This is a genomic window from Agrobacterium sp. 5Ca50, from assembly GCF_055381905.1.
In genome coordinates this window covers 294,733-312,406 of the sequence record NZ_AP026438.1, presented here as the reverse complement: position 1 = coordinate 312,406, position 17,674 = coordinate 294,733, and the positions used below count along the sequence as shown (strand labels likewise).

General features: G+C 54.4%; 13 protein-coding genes. 3 read left to right on the top strand and 10 right to left on the bottom strand.

Features of this window, described 5'->3' with window-relative positions; all coding sequences use genetic code 11:
- Nucleotides 1-135 precede the first annotated feature (135 nt).
- The 5 genes from ACZ5FM_RS01500 to polA form a co-directional block, all read right to left on the bottom strand.
- Entirely contained in the window at nt 136-1,512 is a 1,377-nt protein-coding gene (locus tag ACZ5FM_RS01500; protein WP_250983568.1) for a sigma-54-dependent transcriptional regulator, read from the bottom strand.
- The gene (locus tag ACZ5FM_RS01495) at nt 1,509-3,335 is read right to left on the bottom strand and encodes a sensor histidine kinase (protein WP_464039504.1); all 1,827 of its coding nucleotides are present in this window, start codon (nt 3,333-3,335) and stop codon (nt 1,509-1,511) included. Before ACZ5FM_RS01495 ends, ACZ5FM_RS01500 begins: the two co-directional genes overlap by 4 nt.
- 204 nt (nt 3,336-3,539) lie before the next feature.
- Nucleotides 3,540-3,725: a 50S ribosomal protein L32 gene (gene rpmF, locus ACZ5FM_RS01490; protein WP_006724402.1), complete on the bottom strand. Its 186-nt coding sequence runs from the start codon at nt 3,723-3,725 to the stop codon at nt 3,540-3,542.
- Between the two features lie 149 nt (nt 3,726-3,874).
- A complete protein-coding gene (locus ACZ5FM_RS01485; protein ID WP_464039503.1) occupies nt 3,875-4,522 on the bottom strand; it encodes a glutathione S-transferase family protein in 648 nt (215 codons plus the stop codon).
- Between the two features lie 146 nt (nt 4,523-4,668).
- Nucleotides 4,669-7,647, bottom strand: a complete 2,979-nt coding sequence (gene polA / locus ACZ5FM_RS01480) for a DNA polymerase I (protein ID WP_464039502.1) — start codon at nt 7,645-7,647, stop codon at nt 4,669-4,671.
- 459 nt (nt 7,648-8,106) lie between these two features.
- On the opposite strand from polA, the gene ACZ5FM_RS01475 reads away from it, so the two are divergent.
- Nucleotides 8,107-8,538, top strand: a complete 432-nt coding sequence (locus ACZ5FM_RS01475; protein WP_250983564.1) for a MarR family winged helix-turn-helix transcriptional regulator — start codon at nt 8,107-8,109, stop codon at nt 8,536-8,538.
- A 135-nt stretch (nt 8,539-8,673) separates the two neighbouring features.
- On the top strand, nt 8,674-10,065 hold the full coding sequence (locus ACZ5FM_RS01470; RefSeq protein WP_464039501.1) for a M20/M25/M40 family metallo-hydrolase: 1,392 nt from the start codon (nt 8,674-8,676) through the stop codon (nt 10,063-10,065).
- A gap of 82 nt (nt 10,066-10,147) precedes the next feature.
- Here ACZ5FM_RS01470 and ACZ5FM_RS01465 read toward each other — a convergent pair whose 3' ends face one another.
- The 3 genes from ACZ5FM_RS01465 to ACZ5FM_RS01455 form a co-directional block, all read right to left on the bottom strand.
- Nucleotides 10,148-10,876 carry a sugar transferase gene (locus ACZ5FM_RS01465; RefSeq protein WP_250983562.1) on the bottom strand — a complete coding sequence of 243 codons (729 nt, stop codon included), beginning with the start codon at nt 10,874-10,876 and terminating at the stop codon, nt 10,148-10,150.
- A 340-nt stretch (nt 10,877-11,216) separates the two neighbouring features.
- On the bottom strand, nt 11,217-13,502 hold the full coding sequence (locus tag ACZ5FM_RS01460) for a transglycosylase domain-containing protein (protein ID WP_464039500.1): 2,286 nt from the start codon (nt 13,500-13,502) through the stop codon (nt 11,217-11,219).
- A gap of 136 nt (nt 13,503-13,638) precedes the next feature.
- Nucleotides 13,639-14,097 carry a YbaK/EbsC family protein gene (locus ACZ5FM_RS01455; protein ID WP_250983560.1) on the bottom strand — a complete coding sequence of 153 codons (459 nt, stop codon included), beginning with the start codon at nt 14,095-14,097 and terminating at the stop codon, nt 13,639-13,641.
- Nucleotides 14,098-14,542: 445 nt separating this feature from the next.
- Here ACZ5FM_RS01455 and ACZ5FM_RS01450 point away from each other — a divergent pair, with 445 nt between their 5' ends.
- The gene (locus ACZ5FM_RS01450; RefSeq protein WP_192486987.1) at nt 14,543-14,749 is read left to right on the top strand and encodes a cold-shock protein; all 207 of its coding nucleotides are present in this window, start codon (nt 14,543-14,545) and stop codon (nt 14,747-14,749) included.
- 445 nt (nt 14,750-15,194) lie between these two features.
- On the opposite strand, the gene ACZ5FM_RS01445 is transcribed toward ACZ5FM_RS01450, so the two are convergent.
- Together ACZ5FM_RS01445 and alr are read right to left on the bottom strand one after the other, a co-directional pair.
- Nucleotides 15,195-16,451 carry a D-amino acid dehydrogenase gene (locus ACZ5FM_RS01445; protein ID WP_464039499.1) on the bottom strand — a complete coding sequence of 419 codons (1,257 nt, stop codon included), beginning with the start codon at nt 16,449-16,451 and terminating at the stop codon, nt 15,195-15,197.
- Between the two features lie 7 nt (nt 16,452-16,458).
- Nucleotides 16,459-17,625 carry an alanine racemase gene (gene alr, locus ACZ5FM_RS01440; RefSeq protein ID WP_464039498.1) on the bottom strand — a complete coding sequence of 389 codons (1,167 nt, stop codon included), beginning with the start codon at nt 17,623-17,625 and terminating at the stop codon, nt 16,459-16,461.
- Nucleotides 17,626-17,674 lie beyond the last annotated feature (49 nt).

Genomic DNA, 17,674 nt, shown 5'->3' with positions numbered 1-17,674 from the left:
CGGGGGGAAACGAAACTGCAATCGGCTTCGCATGACGCCGCAGCATCTTTTGCTATGAACAAATGGTAAATGGGTGGAATTCGAAACATTGCGGAAAAATGACGGGTGGAAATCCACCCATCTGGCCAGCTGGCGTTACAAAGCTTCTTCATCAAGTTGGGTCATACTCCCCAAATGGCGTTTATCGAGGCCGTATTTCTGCATTTTTTCGTACAGCGTTTTGCGTGAAATGCCGAGCGCTTCATAGACAGCCTTCAGATTTCCGGCATTAAGGGCGATTGAACGGGCAATCAGATCGCGCTCATAAGACGCCACTTTATCCGCCAGACGATGTGGTTGCCTGTTATCATCATCGGTGACCACCTGCTCGGCATTTTCAGATGAAAGGCCAAGCACAAAACGGTCGGCAGCATTGCGCAGTTCACGCACATTTCCTGGCCATTCCCGCGTCGCTATATCCGCGATAACACTTTGCGGAACTTCCCTATCCTCGCGGCCATAACGAGCCGCCGCCTCACGCACCAGATGCAGGAACAGCAGCGGAATATCGGACCGCCTTTGTGCCAGCGATGGCACGTGCACGGTTGCGACGTTTAGCCGATAGAGCAGATCAGGCCGAAAACGGCCGGCAGCCACCTCTGCCTCAAGATCGACCTTACTGGTGGCAATAAAACGGACATCCAGTTCCACAATGTCGTTGGAACCAAGACGGGTAATAACCCGCTCCTGCAGTACGCGCAGGAATCTTGCTTGAATGTCGATTGGCATCGAACCAATTTCATCCAGCAGAATGGTACCGCCACGAGCGTGTTCAAATTTGCCGTAGCGGGCACGAATGGCCCCGGGAAAGGCGCCTGCCTCATGGCCAAACAATTCGCTTTCAATCAGGTTCTGTGGCAAGGCCGCACAATTGATCGCCACGAACGGACGATTGGCGCGGTTGCTGACATCATGCAGGGCACGCGCCACGACTTCCTTGCCGGCACCGGTTGCGCCAATAATCAAGGTATCGGCATCGGCGGCACCAATCGCTCGGATACGATAGCGAAGATCCACCATGACTTGGGTGCGCCCGGGAAGCCTCGTTTCAAGATCATCACGTTTGCCAGCGACGGCGCGCAGGCGTCTGTTTTCCAGAACCAGCGACCGTTTATCCATGGCGCGGTGAATGACACCTGACAGATATTGCGCAGTGAAGGGCTTTTCCATGAAGTCGTAAGCGCCATTGCGCATGGCATTAACGGCCAGCTGCACGTCCCCGTGGCCTGTTACCAGAATAACCGGAATTTCCGCATCAAGCTCCCGGACCTTTTGCAGCAATGTCATGCCATCCATGCCAGGCATTCTGATATCGCTGACGACAACACCATCAAAACTGTAACCGATTAGTTCAAGGGCATGTTCGGCACTGGACAGCATGGTCACGGAAAATCCGGACAGTTCCAGCGCCTGCGCCGTGGAAAGGCGAAGCTCTTCCTCATCATCGATCAGCAAGACACGGGCACCATTCATTCCGCAGCGACCTCCGCAATACGCTCAGCCACCGACAATTCGATAACGAACTCGGCACCGCCGCCGTCGGGGTTCCGTACGCGCAGTTCTCCGCCAAAATCCTTGATAATGTTGTACGAGATGGACAGGCCAAGTCCCAAGCCACGACCGACGCCCTTGGTGGTAAAAAACGGATCGAAGATACGTTCCATGATCGCGGCTGGCACTCCCGGGCCATAATCCCGCACCGAAATCAGGACCCTGCCATCATGCTGTTTCGCAGTAACAAAGATCCGGCGGTCTTCCAAAGTCTCCACCGCATCCGCAGCATTTGAAATGATATTCACCAGAACTTGCTGCAAACGGACGAGGCCCGCCTTGACGCTCAAGGGGTTGGTCCCAAAATCCACGATAAGATCGGCGTTGGCGGCCCTCAATCGCGCATGCAGAATTTCCAGCGTGTCCTGCATTGCCTCTTCAAGCGAGACAGACGTCATCTTTTCATTCGGCTTGCGGGCGAAGTTACGTAAGTGGCGACTGATTGACGCCATGCGATCGATCAAAGCCGAGATCCTCTTGAGGTTGTCGCTGGCCTCCTCCACCCTGTTACGTCCAATAAGGAGGGCCGCACTGTCGGCGTAGGTTTTTGCTGCCGCCAATGGTTGGTTGAATTCATGCGACAGGGCGGCCGACATCTGGCCGAGACCGGCCAGCTTTCCGGCCTGAATGAGGTCCCCTTGCGTTTTTCGCAGCTGTTTTTCGGTTTGCCGGCGTTCGGCAATTTCACGCTCAATATGGCGATTGACCCGCGCCAGATCTTGCGTGCGCTCCGCCACCCTTCGTTCCAGTTCGGCCTGCGTTTCGGCCTGCAGCACCATACGTTCCTGTAAACGTGCTCGGCGCTGCAAAACGGCGGCAAGGATGAACCCTGCAAGGCAAAGGCAGAGCACCACGGCAATGACCGTCGTACGTACTTGGTTGCGCACCGAACTGGTGTCCATCAACACCCGCACGGTCCAGCCGGCTTCTGGCATCAGTTGCGACAGGGCGAGATATTCCTGCTCCCCCTGCCCGCTGGCGATCTTGAATAGCGTATGTCCGTCACTGCTTTCGATGCTTAATGGCAATTCACGCAATGTCGCATCGGAGTAGCGGCGAGATGTTTCGGTTCGCAACAACCGATCCTTGGTTAGTGGCAGCAGTGAGGCATAGAGCCACTCCGGCGTACCAGTCATGAAGATGATACCTTCAGGATCAGACACGATGATCCGGTTTTCACCATTACCGAAAGAAGCCTCAATGCCTTCAATATCGACCTTAAAAACGATCACGCCCTTGATGACATTCTCGAACAAAATGGGTGAGGAGAAATAATATCCACGCTTATGCGAGGTGGTGCCAAGAGCAAAGAACCGCGATTGCTGGCCTTTTGCTGCCTCCTGAAAATAGGGCCGGTAGCTGAAATTCTGGCCAATGAAGGTGGCCGGTCCATCGAAGTTGCTGGCAGCAATCGTTTCACCGTCCAGCGTCATGACATAGATGTCCGACGAGTGCAGAAGCGTATTGATCTCTTTCAGATAGATATTGGCGCGGTCACGCAGCAACTGGTTGGAAGGGTTGCTGACCAGTTCCTCAATATCGTCGTGATCGGCCATCAGGGCGGGTAAAGGCTCGTAGCGGCTCAGATGCCCACCGAGAGCCGAAACGGCCAGCCTGAGCGTTGTATGAGCCTGGGAGGAGGCTTCATTCATGAAATGGCGGGAAACAAGTTCGCTGCCCTTGGTCATGGCGACAAGGCCCAGGACCAGACACACGACAGCCACGGGTATCCAGCGATGCTTCACCGGTCATTTCCTCCAATACAGCGCTTTCACGCAATCCCGAACAGTCGCCCGGGTCTCCATCCTCGATGGGAGTGTATGTGGAAGATTGCCGATTTCCAAGATGGCCAATACGCACTGTGCTGCCCTCTGAGTCGTCGGCCAATTACAGGCACAAAAAAAGCTGGCACAAGGCCAGCTTTTTTTAATCCGTCAGTCAGAAAACGCTTATGCGCTTTCCTTCGGCGTCAGAACCTGACGGCCACGGTACATACCGGTCTTCAGATCGATATGGTGTGGGCGACGCAGTTCGCCGGAGTTCTTGTCTTCAACGTATGTCGAAGCCTTGAGAGCGTCAGCCGAACGGCGCATACCGCGCTTGGACGGGCTTGTTTTTCTTTTAGGTACAGCCATTTGTGTTACTCCACTTAACGGACGAAACGGAGCATGTTGCCACTTATGGCTGAATGCCGCATGTTTCGAAATCGGAAATTTGGCGCGCTTATACATGCCTTACCGGGTCTTGACCAGTCCCCACGCATATTTTTTCAGGTTTTGCAGGGTTATGCCTCACCCTCGGGAACAGTCCACGGCTCGACAATTGCCGCCTGGTACCACTTTTGCCATGCAGGATGCGACTTGATCACCTGCATATACTCCACAATATCTTCACTGGAAACCAGATCATAGACATCAAAACGGCAGACTACCGGTGCAAACATGGCGTCTGCAGCCGAAAAAGCCCCGAAAAGATAGGGTCCGCCAGAGCGGGCTCGCAATTCACGCCAGATGTTTTCAATACGCTCGACATCCTTGCGAACCGCGTCGGAGACCTCAAGTTTACTCTTTTTCCTGCGCATGTGCATTGGGCAGGCCTGTCGTAAAGCGCGGAAACCGCCCAGCATCTCCATGGAAACAGAGCGTGCGACTGCCCGGTCTTTTATATTTGTCGGCCACAGCTGTTTTTCAGGGAAGAGATCAGCCACATATTCGATGATCGAAAGTGATTCCCATACACGCAGATCGCCGTGGTGCAGGACAGGAACCAGTTTGGTGGGCGAGATATCCTTGAACTTCGGATTGCCTGCCGCAAAGTCGAAGGGAATCAGAACTTCCTCAAAAGGAATTCCCGCCGCTTCCATGGCAAGCCATGGCCGGAAGGACCATGAGGAATAATTCTTGTTGCCTATATAGAGCGTCAGCTTTTCCATTCGCTACTCCTGTCACAACGCTTTTAAAATACGCCTGCTGCTAGGCGCGTTTTCAGCTTCTTCCATGACAGATGCATGATCGACTGACGATCCTTTGACGGTGATCCGGTTGATGAAGTTTTTTGATGGATGCTCCAAAACCGGGATTAGTGCGCCTCATCCCAGTTGGTCGCGGCTCTCGCATCAACCTTCAGCGGCACGGCCATGGATACGGCAGGCATTGCCGCGTTTTCCATGACAGACACGACAAGCTCCAACGCCTTGTCGATTTCCGCGTCTTCAACCTCGAATATCAATTCGTCGTGCACCTGCAACAGCATCCGCGCCGAAAGCTTTTCCGCCAACAGTGCCGGTTCGACACGCACCATGGCGCGGCGAATGACATCCGCAGCAGAACCCTGAATAGGCGCATTTATAGCCGCCCGTTCGTTAAAGGCACGGACAGACGGGTTGGACGAGCGGATTTCAGGATAATAGGCCCGGCGACCAAAAATTGTTTCTACGTAACCCTTGTCTCGTGCAAAGGCCTTGGTCGCTTCCATATAGTCCTTGATGCCGGGGAAACGCTCAAAATACTTTTTGATGTATTCGCCGGCTTCCGAGCGGCCAATGCTCAGCTGATTGGCAAGACCGAAAGCGGAAATGCCGTAGATGATGCCGAAGTTGATGGCCTTGGCGCGGCGGCGCACTTCTGAAGGCATGCCCTCAACCGGCACGCCAAACATTTCAGAGGCGGTCATGGCATGAATATCGACGCCATTCTCAAAGGCCTGCCGCAGCTGCGGAATATCCGCCACATGCGCCAGCACACGCAATTCAATCTGGCTATAGTCGGCAGACAGAAGCTTGTGACCGGGCGTGGTGATAAATGCCGTTCTGATCTTGCGACCTTCGGCTGTACGAACCGGAATATTCTGCAGGTTCGGTTCGGACGATGACAAACGTCCTGTCGTTGTCGAGGCCATTGCGTAAGATGTATGAACACGCTTTGTCTCGGGATGAATGTAACCCGGCAGTGCATCTGTATAGGTTGACTTCAACTTGGTCAGCTGACGCCAGTCAACAATCTTCGAGGGCAGCTCCGCACCCTCGGCAGCCAAATCTTCCAGCACCTGTGCAGAGGTGGACCATTGTCCGGTCTTGGTTTTGGAACCCCCGGGCAGCCCCATCTTGCCAAACAGGATGTCACCAAGCTGCTTGGGCGAACCGACGTTGAACCGTTCACCTGCCAACGTATAGATCTCTTCTTCTGCGGCAGCGGCCTTTTGCGCCAGCTCCCCAGAGAGACGCGACAGGATTTGACGGTCAATGGTGATGCCGCGCTCTTCCATGCGGCACAGCACAGCCACCAGCGGCCGCTCCAGCCTTTCATAGACTGACGTCAGGCCTTCAGCAGCCAGACGCGGTTTCAGCACGAGCCAGAGGCGGAGTGTGACATCCGCGTCTTCACCGGCATAGGCGGTGGCTTTCTCAATGTCGACGAAATCGAAGGTGACGCTGGCTTTGCCAGAGCCCGCAACGTCCTTATAGGCAATCGGCTTGTGACCAAGCCAACGCTCAGACAGAGCATCCATGCCGTGCGTGCCTTTGCCCGCCTCCAGCACGTATGACATCAGCATCGTGTCGTCATAACCGTCAATCACCACGCCGTGGCGCTTCATCAGCAGGTAATCGTATTTGAGGTTCTGTGCGACCTTCAGGACGGAAGGGTCTTCAAGCAGGCGCTTCAGCCGCTCAAGAGCATCACGGAAAGGTATCTGGCCTTCGCTCAACTTGATGCCATCGCTGAATAGGTCACCACCAGACCCAGTCTTGTGGGTCAAAGGCAAATAGGCGGCGCGAATGGTTGTTCCGGAACCATCCTTGTTGTTATCAGCGAGTGCCAGCGAAAAACCGACAAGCTCGGCCTGCATCGGGTCAAGAGACGTTGTCTCGGTATCGAAAGCAACAACGCCTGTCTCGTACGCATCCGCTATCCATCTATCCAAACTCTGCACGTCACGGATCGTCGTATAGCCGGTCGTGTCGATGGGCGATGATGCAAACAGCGCAGCACGCGATGCTGCCAGATCAGACGGCGCAAAACCGTCCTTGTGGACGACCTCTACAGCGTCTGCCGACGCCGCTGCCTGCGATGGCTGTGGTGCAGCTGTTGTGCCAGCACCGACATCAGGACCATGGGCATCTGCGCCCCATTCGACGGGTACGACTGCAGCCTCAATCTCGCCGGCTTCCGCACCTGTGGCCTCTGCCACACGGCGGGTCAGCGTCGTGAACTCCATGGCCTTCAGGAAGGCAACCAGCTTGGGTCCGTCCTGCGGCTCCAGCACCAGCTGGTCGAGCTGCATTTCAAGCGGTACGTCTGTGCGCAACGACACAAGCTGGCGGGAAAGCCGAGCAAGCTCGGTATTGGCAATGATGTTTTCACGCCGCTTTTGCTGCTTTATTTCGCCCGCACGCTCAAGCAACGTATCGAGATCACCATACTCTTCCAAAAGCTGGGCCGCCGTTTTCGGACCGATGCCTGGAATGCCCGGAATATTGTCGGTCGAATCTCCCGTCATTGCCTGCAGGTCGATCATCTTTTCCGGCGGTACACCCCATTTTTCGATGACTTCCGGGATGCCGATCTGCTTGTCCTTCATGGCATCGTACATGTGCACGTTGGCCGTGATGAGCTGCATCAGGTCCTTGTCAGACGAAATGATGGTGGTGTCGGCGCCCACCGCCTCGGCCTGCCGGGCGTAGGTGGCGATCAGATCGTCGGCCTCAAATCCTTCCTTTTCGATGCACGGCAGGTTGAACGCACGGGTCGCATGACGGATCAATCCGAACTGCGGGATCAGGTCCTCTGGCGGTGCAGAGCGGTTTGCCTTGTAAAGGTCATAAAGCTCGTTGCGAAATGTCTTTGAGGAATAGTCAAAAATGACGGCAAAATGCGTGGGCGTAACGCCAACATCGGTGTTGCGTGCATCCCTGAGCAATTTCCAGAGCATGTTACAGAAGCCGGAAACTGCATTCACCGGCAAGCCGTCAGACTTGCGGTTCAATGCTGGAATTGCGTGAAACGCCCGGAAAATAAAGCCGGAACCGTCAACGAGGAAGAGATGATCGCCTTTTTTCATGGTGCCATCGTTACCTTGCGCCTCATCTTGCGTCCACAGAAAGTTAGATTTGGCCCGGTTTCATGCCCAGAAAGATTCACTCAAAATCCGTGCTCACCGCTCACCTTAACGTTACCGATTTGTAATAGTTTCTTCCCTTGAAAAGCCTCATTTGCAACCACAATTATTACTCAACGGCGCCTGATCACGCCGTAGTCTGATAGCTGGCTCGTCCCCCGCCGCGTCAGACCGGACAAAGGCCTTCCCCCCTCTCCGGGCCTTTGTCCCTCGATAAGCCGCCATGGCCGACCCCCTCCCGGCCGTGGCGGTTTTTTTATTGCCATTACCCCGCAAAAGTACCTCAGCTTTGACGCTTAAAAATGCCGCCGCATGTTTGGGGAAAGAATGGACCATTATGCGTATGCCGCCCTGTCGATGCCATCGACCAGTGCGAGACTTGTTTTCAGGACCTCAAATCGCATGCGCTTTTCAAGAACCGATTCTGCTGCCTATCTGACTGCCCAGCTGGCCAAGGCCTTTTCACGTGCCTTGCATAAAAAAGCCTCGGCACTTGGCTTTTCTCCAGGCCAATTTCCGATCTTGCTCGAGCTCTGGAATGAAGATGGCATCACACAACGGCAATTGCTTGATCGGCTGGATATCGAGCAGGCAACGCTTGCCAATACATTGGCCCGCATGCAGCGCGACAGCCTGATCACCCGCAAGCAGCACCCCAAGGACAAACGCGCCCAGATCATCGAACTTACCGCGCAGGGTCGCTCGCTCGAGGAACAGGCTATTACCGCTGCCAAAGAGGCGGATGAATTGGCATTTTCCGGCTTCCGCCGCTTCGAGCGCGAGTTGCTGATTGAGTATGTACAGCGCGCGCTCAAAAACACTTCCGCGATGTAGGTCGATGCGATAACGTTGTTATCGGCAACTGACTGCGCATTTCGATTAAATGCGTAAGCCCGGCTTAGAATTAAAAGGCAGCATTCCCATCAAACCGCGCGGGTTTCAGAATGCTGTCCAATGGCAGGATACCCAATGACTGATATTTCCAACGTTTTGGCCAAGGCCGATGAAAATCTGACGTCGAGCCTCGACAGGTTGTTTGAACTTGTCAGAATAAAGTCCATCTCTACCGACCCGGCTTTCAAGGTTGAATGCCGCAAGGCCGCCGAATGGCTGACAGCCTCGCTGTCGTCGATTGGTTTCGACGCGTCGGTTCGTGATACCGCAGGCCACCCGATGGTCGTTGCGCACCATGCGGCGGCGACAGCGGATGCTCCACACGTTCTGTTTTATGGCCATTATGACGTACAGCCGGTCGACCCGCTAAACCTGTGGGAAAACGACCCGTTCGAGCCTGCAATCAAGGATCTTGGCAACGACCGCAAGGTCATCACCGGCCGTGGCACATCTGACGACAAGGGTCAGTTGATGACCTTCGTTGAGGCATGCCGCGCCTACAAGGAAATTCACGGCTCGCTGCCGATCCGTGTGACCATCTTGTTTGAAGGTGAAGAAGAGTCAGGCTCCCCGTCCCTCAAGCCATTCCTCGAAGCCAATGCCAGCGAGTTGAAGGCAGAGTTCGCACTCGTCTGTGATACCAGCATGTGGGACCGGGAAACACCGGCGATTGCGGGCGCATTGCGTGGTCTGGTTGGCGAAGAAGTCGTCATCACCGCTGCGGACCGCGATCTGCATTCCGGCCTCTTCGGTGGTGCCGCCGCCAACCCGATCCACATTCTGGCCAATATCCTGGCCGGTCTGCACGACACGACAGGTCGCGTGACGCTTGACGGTTTCTATGACGGTGTTGAAGAAACGCCAGCCAATATCAAAGCTTCCTGGGAAACGCTCGGCCGCACCGCAGAGGCCTTCCTTGGTGAAGTTGGCCTGTCCGTACCTTCAGGTGAAAAAGGCCGCTCGGTTCTTGAGCTGACATGGGCCAGACCAACCGCCGAAGTGAACGGAATTATCGGCGGTTACAACGGCGATGGCTTCAAGACCGTTATCGCCGCGCAGGCATCGGCAAAAGTCTCCTTCCGTCTGGTTGGCAAGCAGGATCCGGCCCAAGTGCGTGAAGCATTCCGCGCCTATGTTCGCGCCAAAATTCCAGCGGATTGCTCGGTCGAGTTCCACGAACATGGTGGCTCACCGGCTATCCAGCTGTCTTATGATTCTCCGGCATTGACGAAGACAAAAAATGCGCTCTCCGACGAATGGCCAAAGCCTGCCGTTGTCATCGGCATGGGCGGCTCGATCCCGATCGTTGGTGACTTCCAGAAGATGCTCGGCATGGATTCGCTTCTGGTCGGTTATGGCCTGACCGATGACCGTATCCACTCCCCGAACGAGAAGTACGACCTGCAGTCCTTCCATAAGGGTATCCGCTCCTGGATCCGGATCATGGATGCGCTGGCCGCGAAATAAACAAAAGCCCCGCTTCGGATCACCGGAGCGGGGCTTTCTAAAATAAAGGCGTTTTAAAAAATATCAGACAAAGGCCAAAAAATCAGAAGCCTTTGCCACCCTTGAGTTCGGACCACAAAGTTCCGAAAATAATTTTGATATCCAGCCACACCGAGAAATTGTCGACGTAGTAGATATCCGATGCGATACGGGCTCTTGCCTTGTCCGCACGGTCCGTCGGGCCACGAAGGCCACGCATCTGCGCAAGGCCGGTAATGCCTGGACGCACAGTGTGACGCTTGTGGTAGTTTGGTACGAGATCCTCATAAAGACGGCCGCCTGCAAACATGCCAATGGCATGGCAACGTGGTCCGACCAGCGACATGTCACCCTTTAGGACATTGATCAGCTGTGGCAGTTCATCAATGTTGGTCTTGCGCAAAATAGCGCCCATCTTTGTAACACGAGGATCATTTTTTACGGTCTGCGCGACACCCGTTGCGTCGCACAGATCTGTTCTCATTGAGCGGAATTTATAAACGCGGATTTTCTCTCCATTCATTCCCCAGCGAATCTGGGAAAAGAATACCGGCCCCTTGCTATCAAGTTTCACAAGAAGAGCGACGACACCAAAGAGTGGAGACAACATTAAGAGAGCAGAAAAAGCACCGAAAACATCAATAAGGCGCTTAACTGCAAACTGCAATTTCAGCATAGGTGTTTGTTCAACCTGATCATTCTCAAATAAAATATTTTGTGGTTCTAGAACAATACTACCAGACTGCTGAATCTCTTCGAACCCACCTGCGCGAGCCTCGCCAAGTCTAAACATCTTAATCCTCAATTAAAAAAATTTAGTACAGCAACTAAGCATTCTAATAATCATAAGTAATAATTCATTTACCCTGGAAAGTCATCAGAAATGGGGCAGCCAATGAAAAAACAAGCCTTAGGGTTAATTGAAACGAGCCAAACGGGCGTTAGAAATTAGATATTATTGATAAAAATCAGAACTTTAGAAAAACGATTGGAAAAATCAACCAAAACACGAATTCCAAATTTTGAAGGCCGAATGAACGAATTCTGCCCAAGGCGTCGGTAACATCGCTGGCAATCGCCCGGCACCAGGATGTCGCATTAAGAGACAAGACTCACCTGCAGCCTCCTGCTCGTCAATTTCCCATCAGAAAATCGAGAAGCGTCGTCTGTCTTGCCGGCTGAGGACCGCGTTGATCACTTGCTCCAACATCGGCGGGCGGCACCGGCCCATTTGAATAGGATGGCTCGCCCGGATAAGAGCGCTGCGGAATATCCATCGGCTGACCATTGGCCGAACCAACCTGCTCAGGCGGCATGCCTTGCGATGACGGACGGTCACCGAAGGCGCCAGAGATAATGTCAGTTATAGACCCCGGCTGGTTCTCGTTGGGACGATCGGGTGGAAAAACCGGTTCATCGGTCACATAACCCTGACCAAACAATGGTGATGGGGTCAGGCCCGAATGCGCGGCGATCATGAAGTCATGCCATACTTTTGCAGGCAGGCCACCGCCGGTCACCTTCTTCATGGGCGTACCGTCATCATTGCCGAGCCAGATGCCGGTCGTCAGGTTGCTTGTGTAACCAACGAACAGCGCATCGCGGAATGACTGGGTTGTGCCGGACTTACCAGCAACCTGCCAACCCTTCAGCCTGGCGGCCTTACCCGTGCCTTCATCGACAACACGCGTCAGCATGCTATTCATGGCAGCGACGATCGCTTCGCTTAGCACACGAGGTGGATTATCATATTTGTTTTCATAGAGGATGTTGCCGTCCATGTCAGAAATGCGTTTGACGATGTGAGGCGTGGCCTTGTAACCGCCATTCATGAAAGGCGCATAGGCGGCCGTCAGTTCTGTCAGAGAGACTTCCGAAGTACCGAGCGCAATCGAGGCATTGGCTTGCAACTGAGATTCGATGCCCAGACGATGCGCCACCTTGGTCACATGCTCAGGACCGACCTCCATCACCAATTGCGCAGCGATGGTATTGAGTGATTGTGCCAGAGCGGATGACAGCGTCACTTCGCCCCTATATTTCTGGTCATAGTTCTCAGGCGTCCAATTGCCGATGCGAACCGGACCGTCATTACGGATGGAGTTGGGACGCAGACCGGCTTCCAGAGCTGCCACATAAACGAATGGCTTGAAGGCCGAACCCGGTTGACGCTTGGCTCTGGTTGCGCGGTTAAACTGGCTGTCAGCGTAGCTTGCGCCACCGACCACTGCACGAATGGCGCCGGTGCCATCGATCGCCGCGAGAGCGGCCTGCGAAACGCCGAGCTTCTTTCCTTCGGAAGCCAATGCCTTGGTAATGGCCTCATCAGCCTTTTCTTCAAGGCCGAGATCAAGGGTGGTATCGACAACCAGATCCTGCTTCACCTCACCGACCAGCGAGCGTACCTCATCGATCACCATGTCGGCAGCGTAGTGCTGGGCACCCGACCAGAAATGTTTGGCCTTGGTTGGCGGCTGCGACATCGCCGTCGCGCTTTCGCTATCGGTGATGTAACCTTCCTCGCGCATGGCAGAGAGAACGATCTGTGCCCGTTCTTCGGCGGCTTGTGGATCTCGCGCAGGCGACAGACGGGACGGCGCCTTCAGGAGGCCAGCCAAGAGAGCGGCTTCTCCAAGGTTTACATCCCGTGCAGACTTGTTGAAGTAACGGCGGGATGCGGCCTCCACACCATAGGCATTCGAGCCGAAATAAACGCGGTTCAGATACATCGCAAGAATCTGGTCCTTGCTGTATTTTTGCTCCAGCCAAAACGACAGCAGCACTTCCTGTACCTTGCGCTCAAGCGTGCGCTCTTGGGAGAGGAACAAGTTCTTGGCAAGCTGCTGGGTTAGTGTGGAGCCACCTTGTACCATACGCCCTGAGGTCACGTTGGTGACCACGGCACGCGCCAAACCGAGCGGGTCAACACCAAAGTGCGAATAGAACCGCCGGTCTTCAATGGCCATGACCGCCTGCGGTATGTAAGGAGACATGTCCTCAAGCGCGACAGCTTCACCGCCGGTAGTCCCGCGGTTGGCAATGACTTCGCCATCAACGGAAACGATCCTGACGTTCGGTGGTCTCTCAGGAATAGACCAGGTGCTGGCAGCAGGCATGCGTGCACCATAATAAAGAACCAAACCCGTGACGGCGATGCCGCCCCAGATGCCCAGCACCACACACCAATAAAACAAGCGCCTGACCAAGCGGACCAACCCTCCTGATTTCGCGACTTTTACAGGTGCTGCTTTGCTCTTTCTGGATTTCTTGGGTGCGGCCGCAGTAGCGGCGGTTTTGCGGCGAACGGCGGAATTTCCGGCAATGCGGTCGCCAGCATCAAGGCGCATCTCTTCATCTTCGAGCTCATCATCCTCGAATGAAGGTTCTATTCTGCGACCTGATTTGCTTTTGCCTGCCATATGGCCGAAACCACTCCTGATACGATAAGCCCTTGCAAACGGGCGTGTTTCGACGCTCGATCTGCATTTCATTCGAATGAGAATAAAATACGGCGATTTAAGGTGCGGTTAAACTCACGGGCCTACCAACTTTATGTTATTGGCAGACATCAACCCATTGTGCGTTGGTGAGCGATGCCATCAGATCCGGCGAGATGCGGACAGCAGCATTGGTAGCGCCAGCCGCAGGCACAACTTCCTGATAGTTCTTCAATGACACATCGCAATAAACCGGAACATCCGTGGCAAGGCCGAACGGGCACACACCACCGATCGGATGACTGGTAACAGCCACGACCTCTTCCCCATCCAACATGCGGGGTTTAGCTTGAAACTGCTCCCGGAACTTCTTGTTATCAAGCCGCCTGGTTCCGGCTGTTACAACCAAAAGAACAGTCTCACCGGCACGCAGGCAGATAGTTTTAGCAATCTGATCTGGCTCCACACCATGCGCCTCAGCGGCGAGTGCCACCGTTGCGGAGCTTTTCTCCGTCTCGATGACGGTGATGTCAGGGGATCTGGAGGCGAAATATGTACGGACCGATTCAATGCTCATGCTTAAATGATAGGCGGCCGATTGAGTAATGGCAATAGAACAGCCCCAAGCCATGCACTAACTGCAAAGCTGCGCTGCAATCATGTGGCTGTATTTTGTGCGGGTTTCCGGTACATTTAAATCATCGACGCGGCGCACTCCTCCTCCCAGCGCCCGCCGATTTGGACTGACAATACTCCTCCTCCCAATTGTCAGTCAGTTTCAAGAACCCGGTGCACCTCCTCCCGCACCGGGTTTTTGCTTTTCAAGCCTTTGACAAACTTTCCTGTCTCTTGACAAGCAACTGCAAAGCCAATTATGTCGGCGCCATCGATATTTGTTTGACGACCAGACTTCGGCGCCGCATAGACGCAAACGACGATCTTTTTTCTGCAAATTCGACCAACTGCTCTCGAAAGGACTATTTTTCGAGGCTAATTCAATTTGCCAACGGAAGGAAATCGTTATGGCAACTGGTACAGTTAAATGGTTCAACTCGACCAAGGGTTACGGATTCATTCAGCCTGACGACGGCACACAGGACGTATTCGTACACGTTTCTGCTGTTGAGCGCGCTGGCATGAACGGCCTCAAGGATGGCCAGAAGATCACCTACGAACTGGTTCAGGACCGTCGTTCGGGCAAGATGTCTGCAGACAACCTGCAGGCTTAATAAGCTTTCAGTTTTTTGCACACGATTAAAGGCCGGTTTTACCGGCCTTTTTTATTGGCGTTATATTTGAGGTTGCAAAAGCTGTTTTATTTTAGCAGGCCTTGAAAAAGCCCTTATGCGACGGCATATAGGGTTCACATGTATTTCACACGTCGCTCACGGCACAAGATTACTGCATTCGCTGCCTTGACGTTAACTTGATGTTAACCAATTGGCGCGAGGATGTGAGCAACGAGACGAAAACCTCAGGTTGTGGTCCAGAAATACAAAATCGCTTCGCCATGACCACGGATGTACTGGCATGAAGCAAAGCGGTTGTGAAAGGTCGGGCTTGCCCGGCCTTTTTGTTTTATGTGCTTTCTGCATAGACAAACGGGGCCTTCGGATATCATCCTGAAAGCCCCGTCTACATAATCCCTTATTCACTCGACTCTATACCGAGGCCTCAACGGCCGTAGCGGGAAATCGAAAGATCGGCCGTCTCAATGTCTGGTTTTTGACCGCTGATCAAATCAGGAAGAACGCGGGCGGAACCACAAGACATGGTCCAGCCGAGAGTGCCATGACCGGTGTTGAGATACAGGTTTCCATAACGGGTCTTACCGATAACCGGCGTACCATCTGGTGTCATCGGGCGTAGGCCCGACCAGAACAGGGCCTGCGACTGATCTCCTGCCCCGCCAAACAGATCTTCCACGGAATGGGTCAGAGTTTCCTTGCGTGCCTGGGGCAGATCGTTGCTGAAACGGGCGATTTCCGCCATGCCGCCCACACGGATGCGCGAGCCCAAGCGGGTAATGGCAACCTTGTAGGTTTCATCCATGACGGTCGAAACAGGTGCCCGTGCTTCATCGATGATCGGCACGGTAATCGAGTAGCCCTTCACTGGATAAACTGGCAGATCAAGGCCGAGTGGCTTGACCAGCGCCGGCGAGTAGCTGCCAAGGGCCGCGACAAACACATCAGCTTCAATCCGGCCCTTGGAGGTTTCAACTGCCTTGACGACCGAACCTTCTGTGACCAGACGATGGATCGCCGTATCGTAGAGGAAGGTCACGCCAGCCTGCTCGGCCAGCTTCGCCAACTCCGTGGTGAACATGTAGCAATCACCGGTCTCGTCGCCTGGCAGGCGCAGACCACCCACGATCTTGTCACTCGACGGCGCAAGGCCTGGCTCAATTGCCACGCATCCCTTGCTGTCGAGTATTTCAAACGGTACGCCGCCCGCCTTCAGGACGGCGACGTCCTTGGCAATACCATCAAACTGCTTCTGGGTGCGGAACACTTCCAATGTGCCCTGCGTGCGATGGTCATACTGAATACCGGTTTCATCACGAAGTGCCATCAAGCAATCGCGGCTGTATTCGGCAATTCGCACCATGCGACCTTTGTTGGTCGCATACCGGGCTGCCGTGCAGTTGGACAGCATCTTCAGCATCCAGCTCCATGTTGCCGCGTCCAGCGTCGGGCGCACGATCAACGGGGCATGTTTCATGAACAGCCATTTCAGCGCCTTCATCGGAATACCTGGCGCTGCCCAAGGCGATGAATAGCCGGGAGAAATTTCGCCGGCATTGGCAAAGCTGGTTTCCAGTGCCGCGCCCGACTGCCGGTCAATAACCGTTACCTTATGCCCTGCCTTGGCGAGGTACCACGCAGATGTCACGCCGATAACACCGGCTCCAAGGATCGTAATGTTCATGCCATTCTCACGCATTGGGGGCACGGTCAGTCAGTGCTGCTGCGGCGTCCCTAGGTTGGATGTATTTTCTCTGATAACGACGGCCGAGGCTCGTCAAAATTTCATAGGCAATGGTACCGGCATCATCGGCCACGTCTTCCAGACTCTGCTGCGGCCCAATCACTTCAACGAGTGAACCGTGCTGCAAGGTTCCCTCAGGCAAAGCGGATATGTCGACAATGATACTGTCCATCGACACACGTCCGACAATCGGCAAGCGCTGGCCATTAAACCACACCGCTCCGATGTTACTCAAAGACCGTGGCAGCCCATCCGCATAACCGGCCGCCAGTGTCGCCAGACGCATCTGGTCCTTTGCAACGAAGGAACCGCCATAACCAACCTGTGAGCCTGCGGGTACGATGCGGGTTTGCACCACAGCGACCTGAAGCCCGACAACCGGCTTCATCGGATTTGGTCGCAGCACCGACGGTGCACCGCCGTAAAGTGCAATACCTGGCCGCATCAGGTGGTTGTGATATCCGCGACCGAGAAAGATACCGCCGGAATTTGAAAAGCAGATTTTGGCATTCGGCAGGCCAAGTGCCGCTTCCAACATGACAGCCAGTTGCGCTGCATTGGCGAGGTTTTCCGGTTCATCAGCGCAAGCAAGATGGCTCATGATATAATCAATGCGCAGCCCCGAAAGTCGGCTTTGGTCCTTCGCCAGGATTTCAAGTTCTTCCGGCGGCAGGCCAAGACGGCACATGCCGGTGTCGACCTGCAAGATTGCTGGCAGCGTCTTGCCGATGCTGATTGCGAAGTCGGACCATTGCGCGACCTGCGCCAAAGAATTGAGAACGGGCGTGATATCGAACGCTTCACAGCTTGCTTCATTGCCGGGCTGCAATCCATTCAGCACATAAAACCGTGCGTCCTGCGCAATCAGTTTGCGAAGGCTGATAGCCTCGTCGATATGCGCAACGAAAAAGTCGCGACATCCGGCGGCGTATAGCGTGGTCGCGACATGGTCTGCGCCCAGCCCATAGGCATCTGCCTTCACCACGCCAGCCACGGCACTTGCTGGTGCCTGCGCCTGCAAAAACCGGTAGTTGTCGAATAGAGCGCCCAGATCGATTGTCAGCCAACCGCTTGCATTACCGCTCGCATGTGTGCGGCTGATTTGCATGTTCATTATCGTTCACCCTCATTATTAATGAAGGATGGTAATGCACGTATTGTCG

What these genes read in the sequence shown, in the direction of transcription:
- polA (WP_464039502.1), bottom strand. Translation starts at nt 7,647, where the DNA reads ATGAAAAAAGGCGATCATCTCTTCCTCGTTGACGGTTCCGGCTTTATT.
- ACZ5FM_RS01500 (WP_250983568.1), bottom strand. Translation starts at nt 1,512, where the DNA reads ATGAATGGTGCCCGTGTCTTGCTGATCGATGATGAGGAAGAGCTTCGC.
- rpmF (WP_006724402.1), bottom strand. Translation starts at nt 3,725, where the DNA reads ATGGCTGTACCTAAAAGAAAAACAAGCCCGTCCAAGCGCGGTATGCGC.
- alr (WP_464039498.1), bottom strand. Translation starts at nt 17,625, where the DNA reads ATGAACATGCAAATCAGCCGCACACATGCGAGCGGTAATGCAAGCGGT.
- ACZ5FM_RS01475 (WP_250983564.1), top strand. Translation starts at nt 8,107, where the DNA reads ATGCGCTTTTCAAGAACCGATTCTGCTGCCTATCTGACTGCCCAGCTG.
- ACZ5FM_RS01465 (WP_250983562.1), bottom strand. Translation starts at nt 10,876, where the DNA reads ATGTTTAGACTTGGCGAGGCTCGCGCAGGTGGGTTCGAAGAGATTCAG.
- ACZ5FM_RS01450 (WP_192486987.1), top strand. Translation starts at nt 14,543, where the DNA reads ATGGCAACTGGTACAGTTAAATGGTTCAACTCGACCAAGGGTTACGGA.
- ACZ5FM_RS01485 (WP_464039503.1), bottom strand. Translation starts at nt 4,522, where the DNA reads ATGGAAAAGCTGACGCTCTATATAGGCAACAAGAATTATTCCTCATGG.
- ACZ5FM_RS01460 (WP_464039500.1), bottom strand. Translation starts at nt 13,502, where the DNA reads ATGGCAGGCAAAAGCAAATCAGGTCGCAGAATAGAACCTTCATTCGAG.
- ACZ5FM_RS01445 (WP_464039499.1), bottom strand. Translation starts at nt 16,451, where the DNA reads ATGAACATTACGATCCTTGGAGCCGGTGTTATCGGCGTGACATCTGCG.
- ACZ5FM_RS01470 (WP_464039501.1), top strand. Translation starts at nt 8,674, where the DNA reads ATGACTGATATTTCCAACGTTTTGGCCAAGGCCGATGAAAATCTGACG.
- ACZ5FM_RS01455 (WP_250983560.1), bottom strand. Translation starts at nt 14,097, where the DNA reads ATGAGCATTGAATCGGTCCGTACATATTTCGCCTCCAGATCCCCTGAC.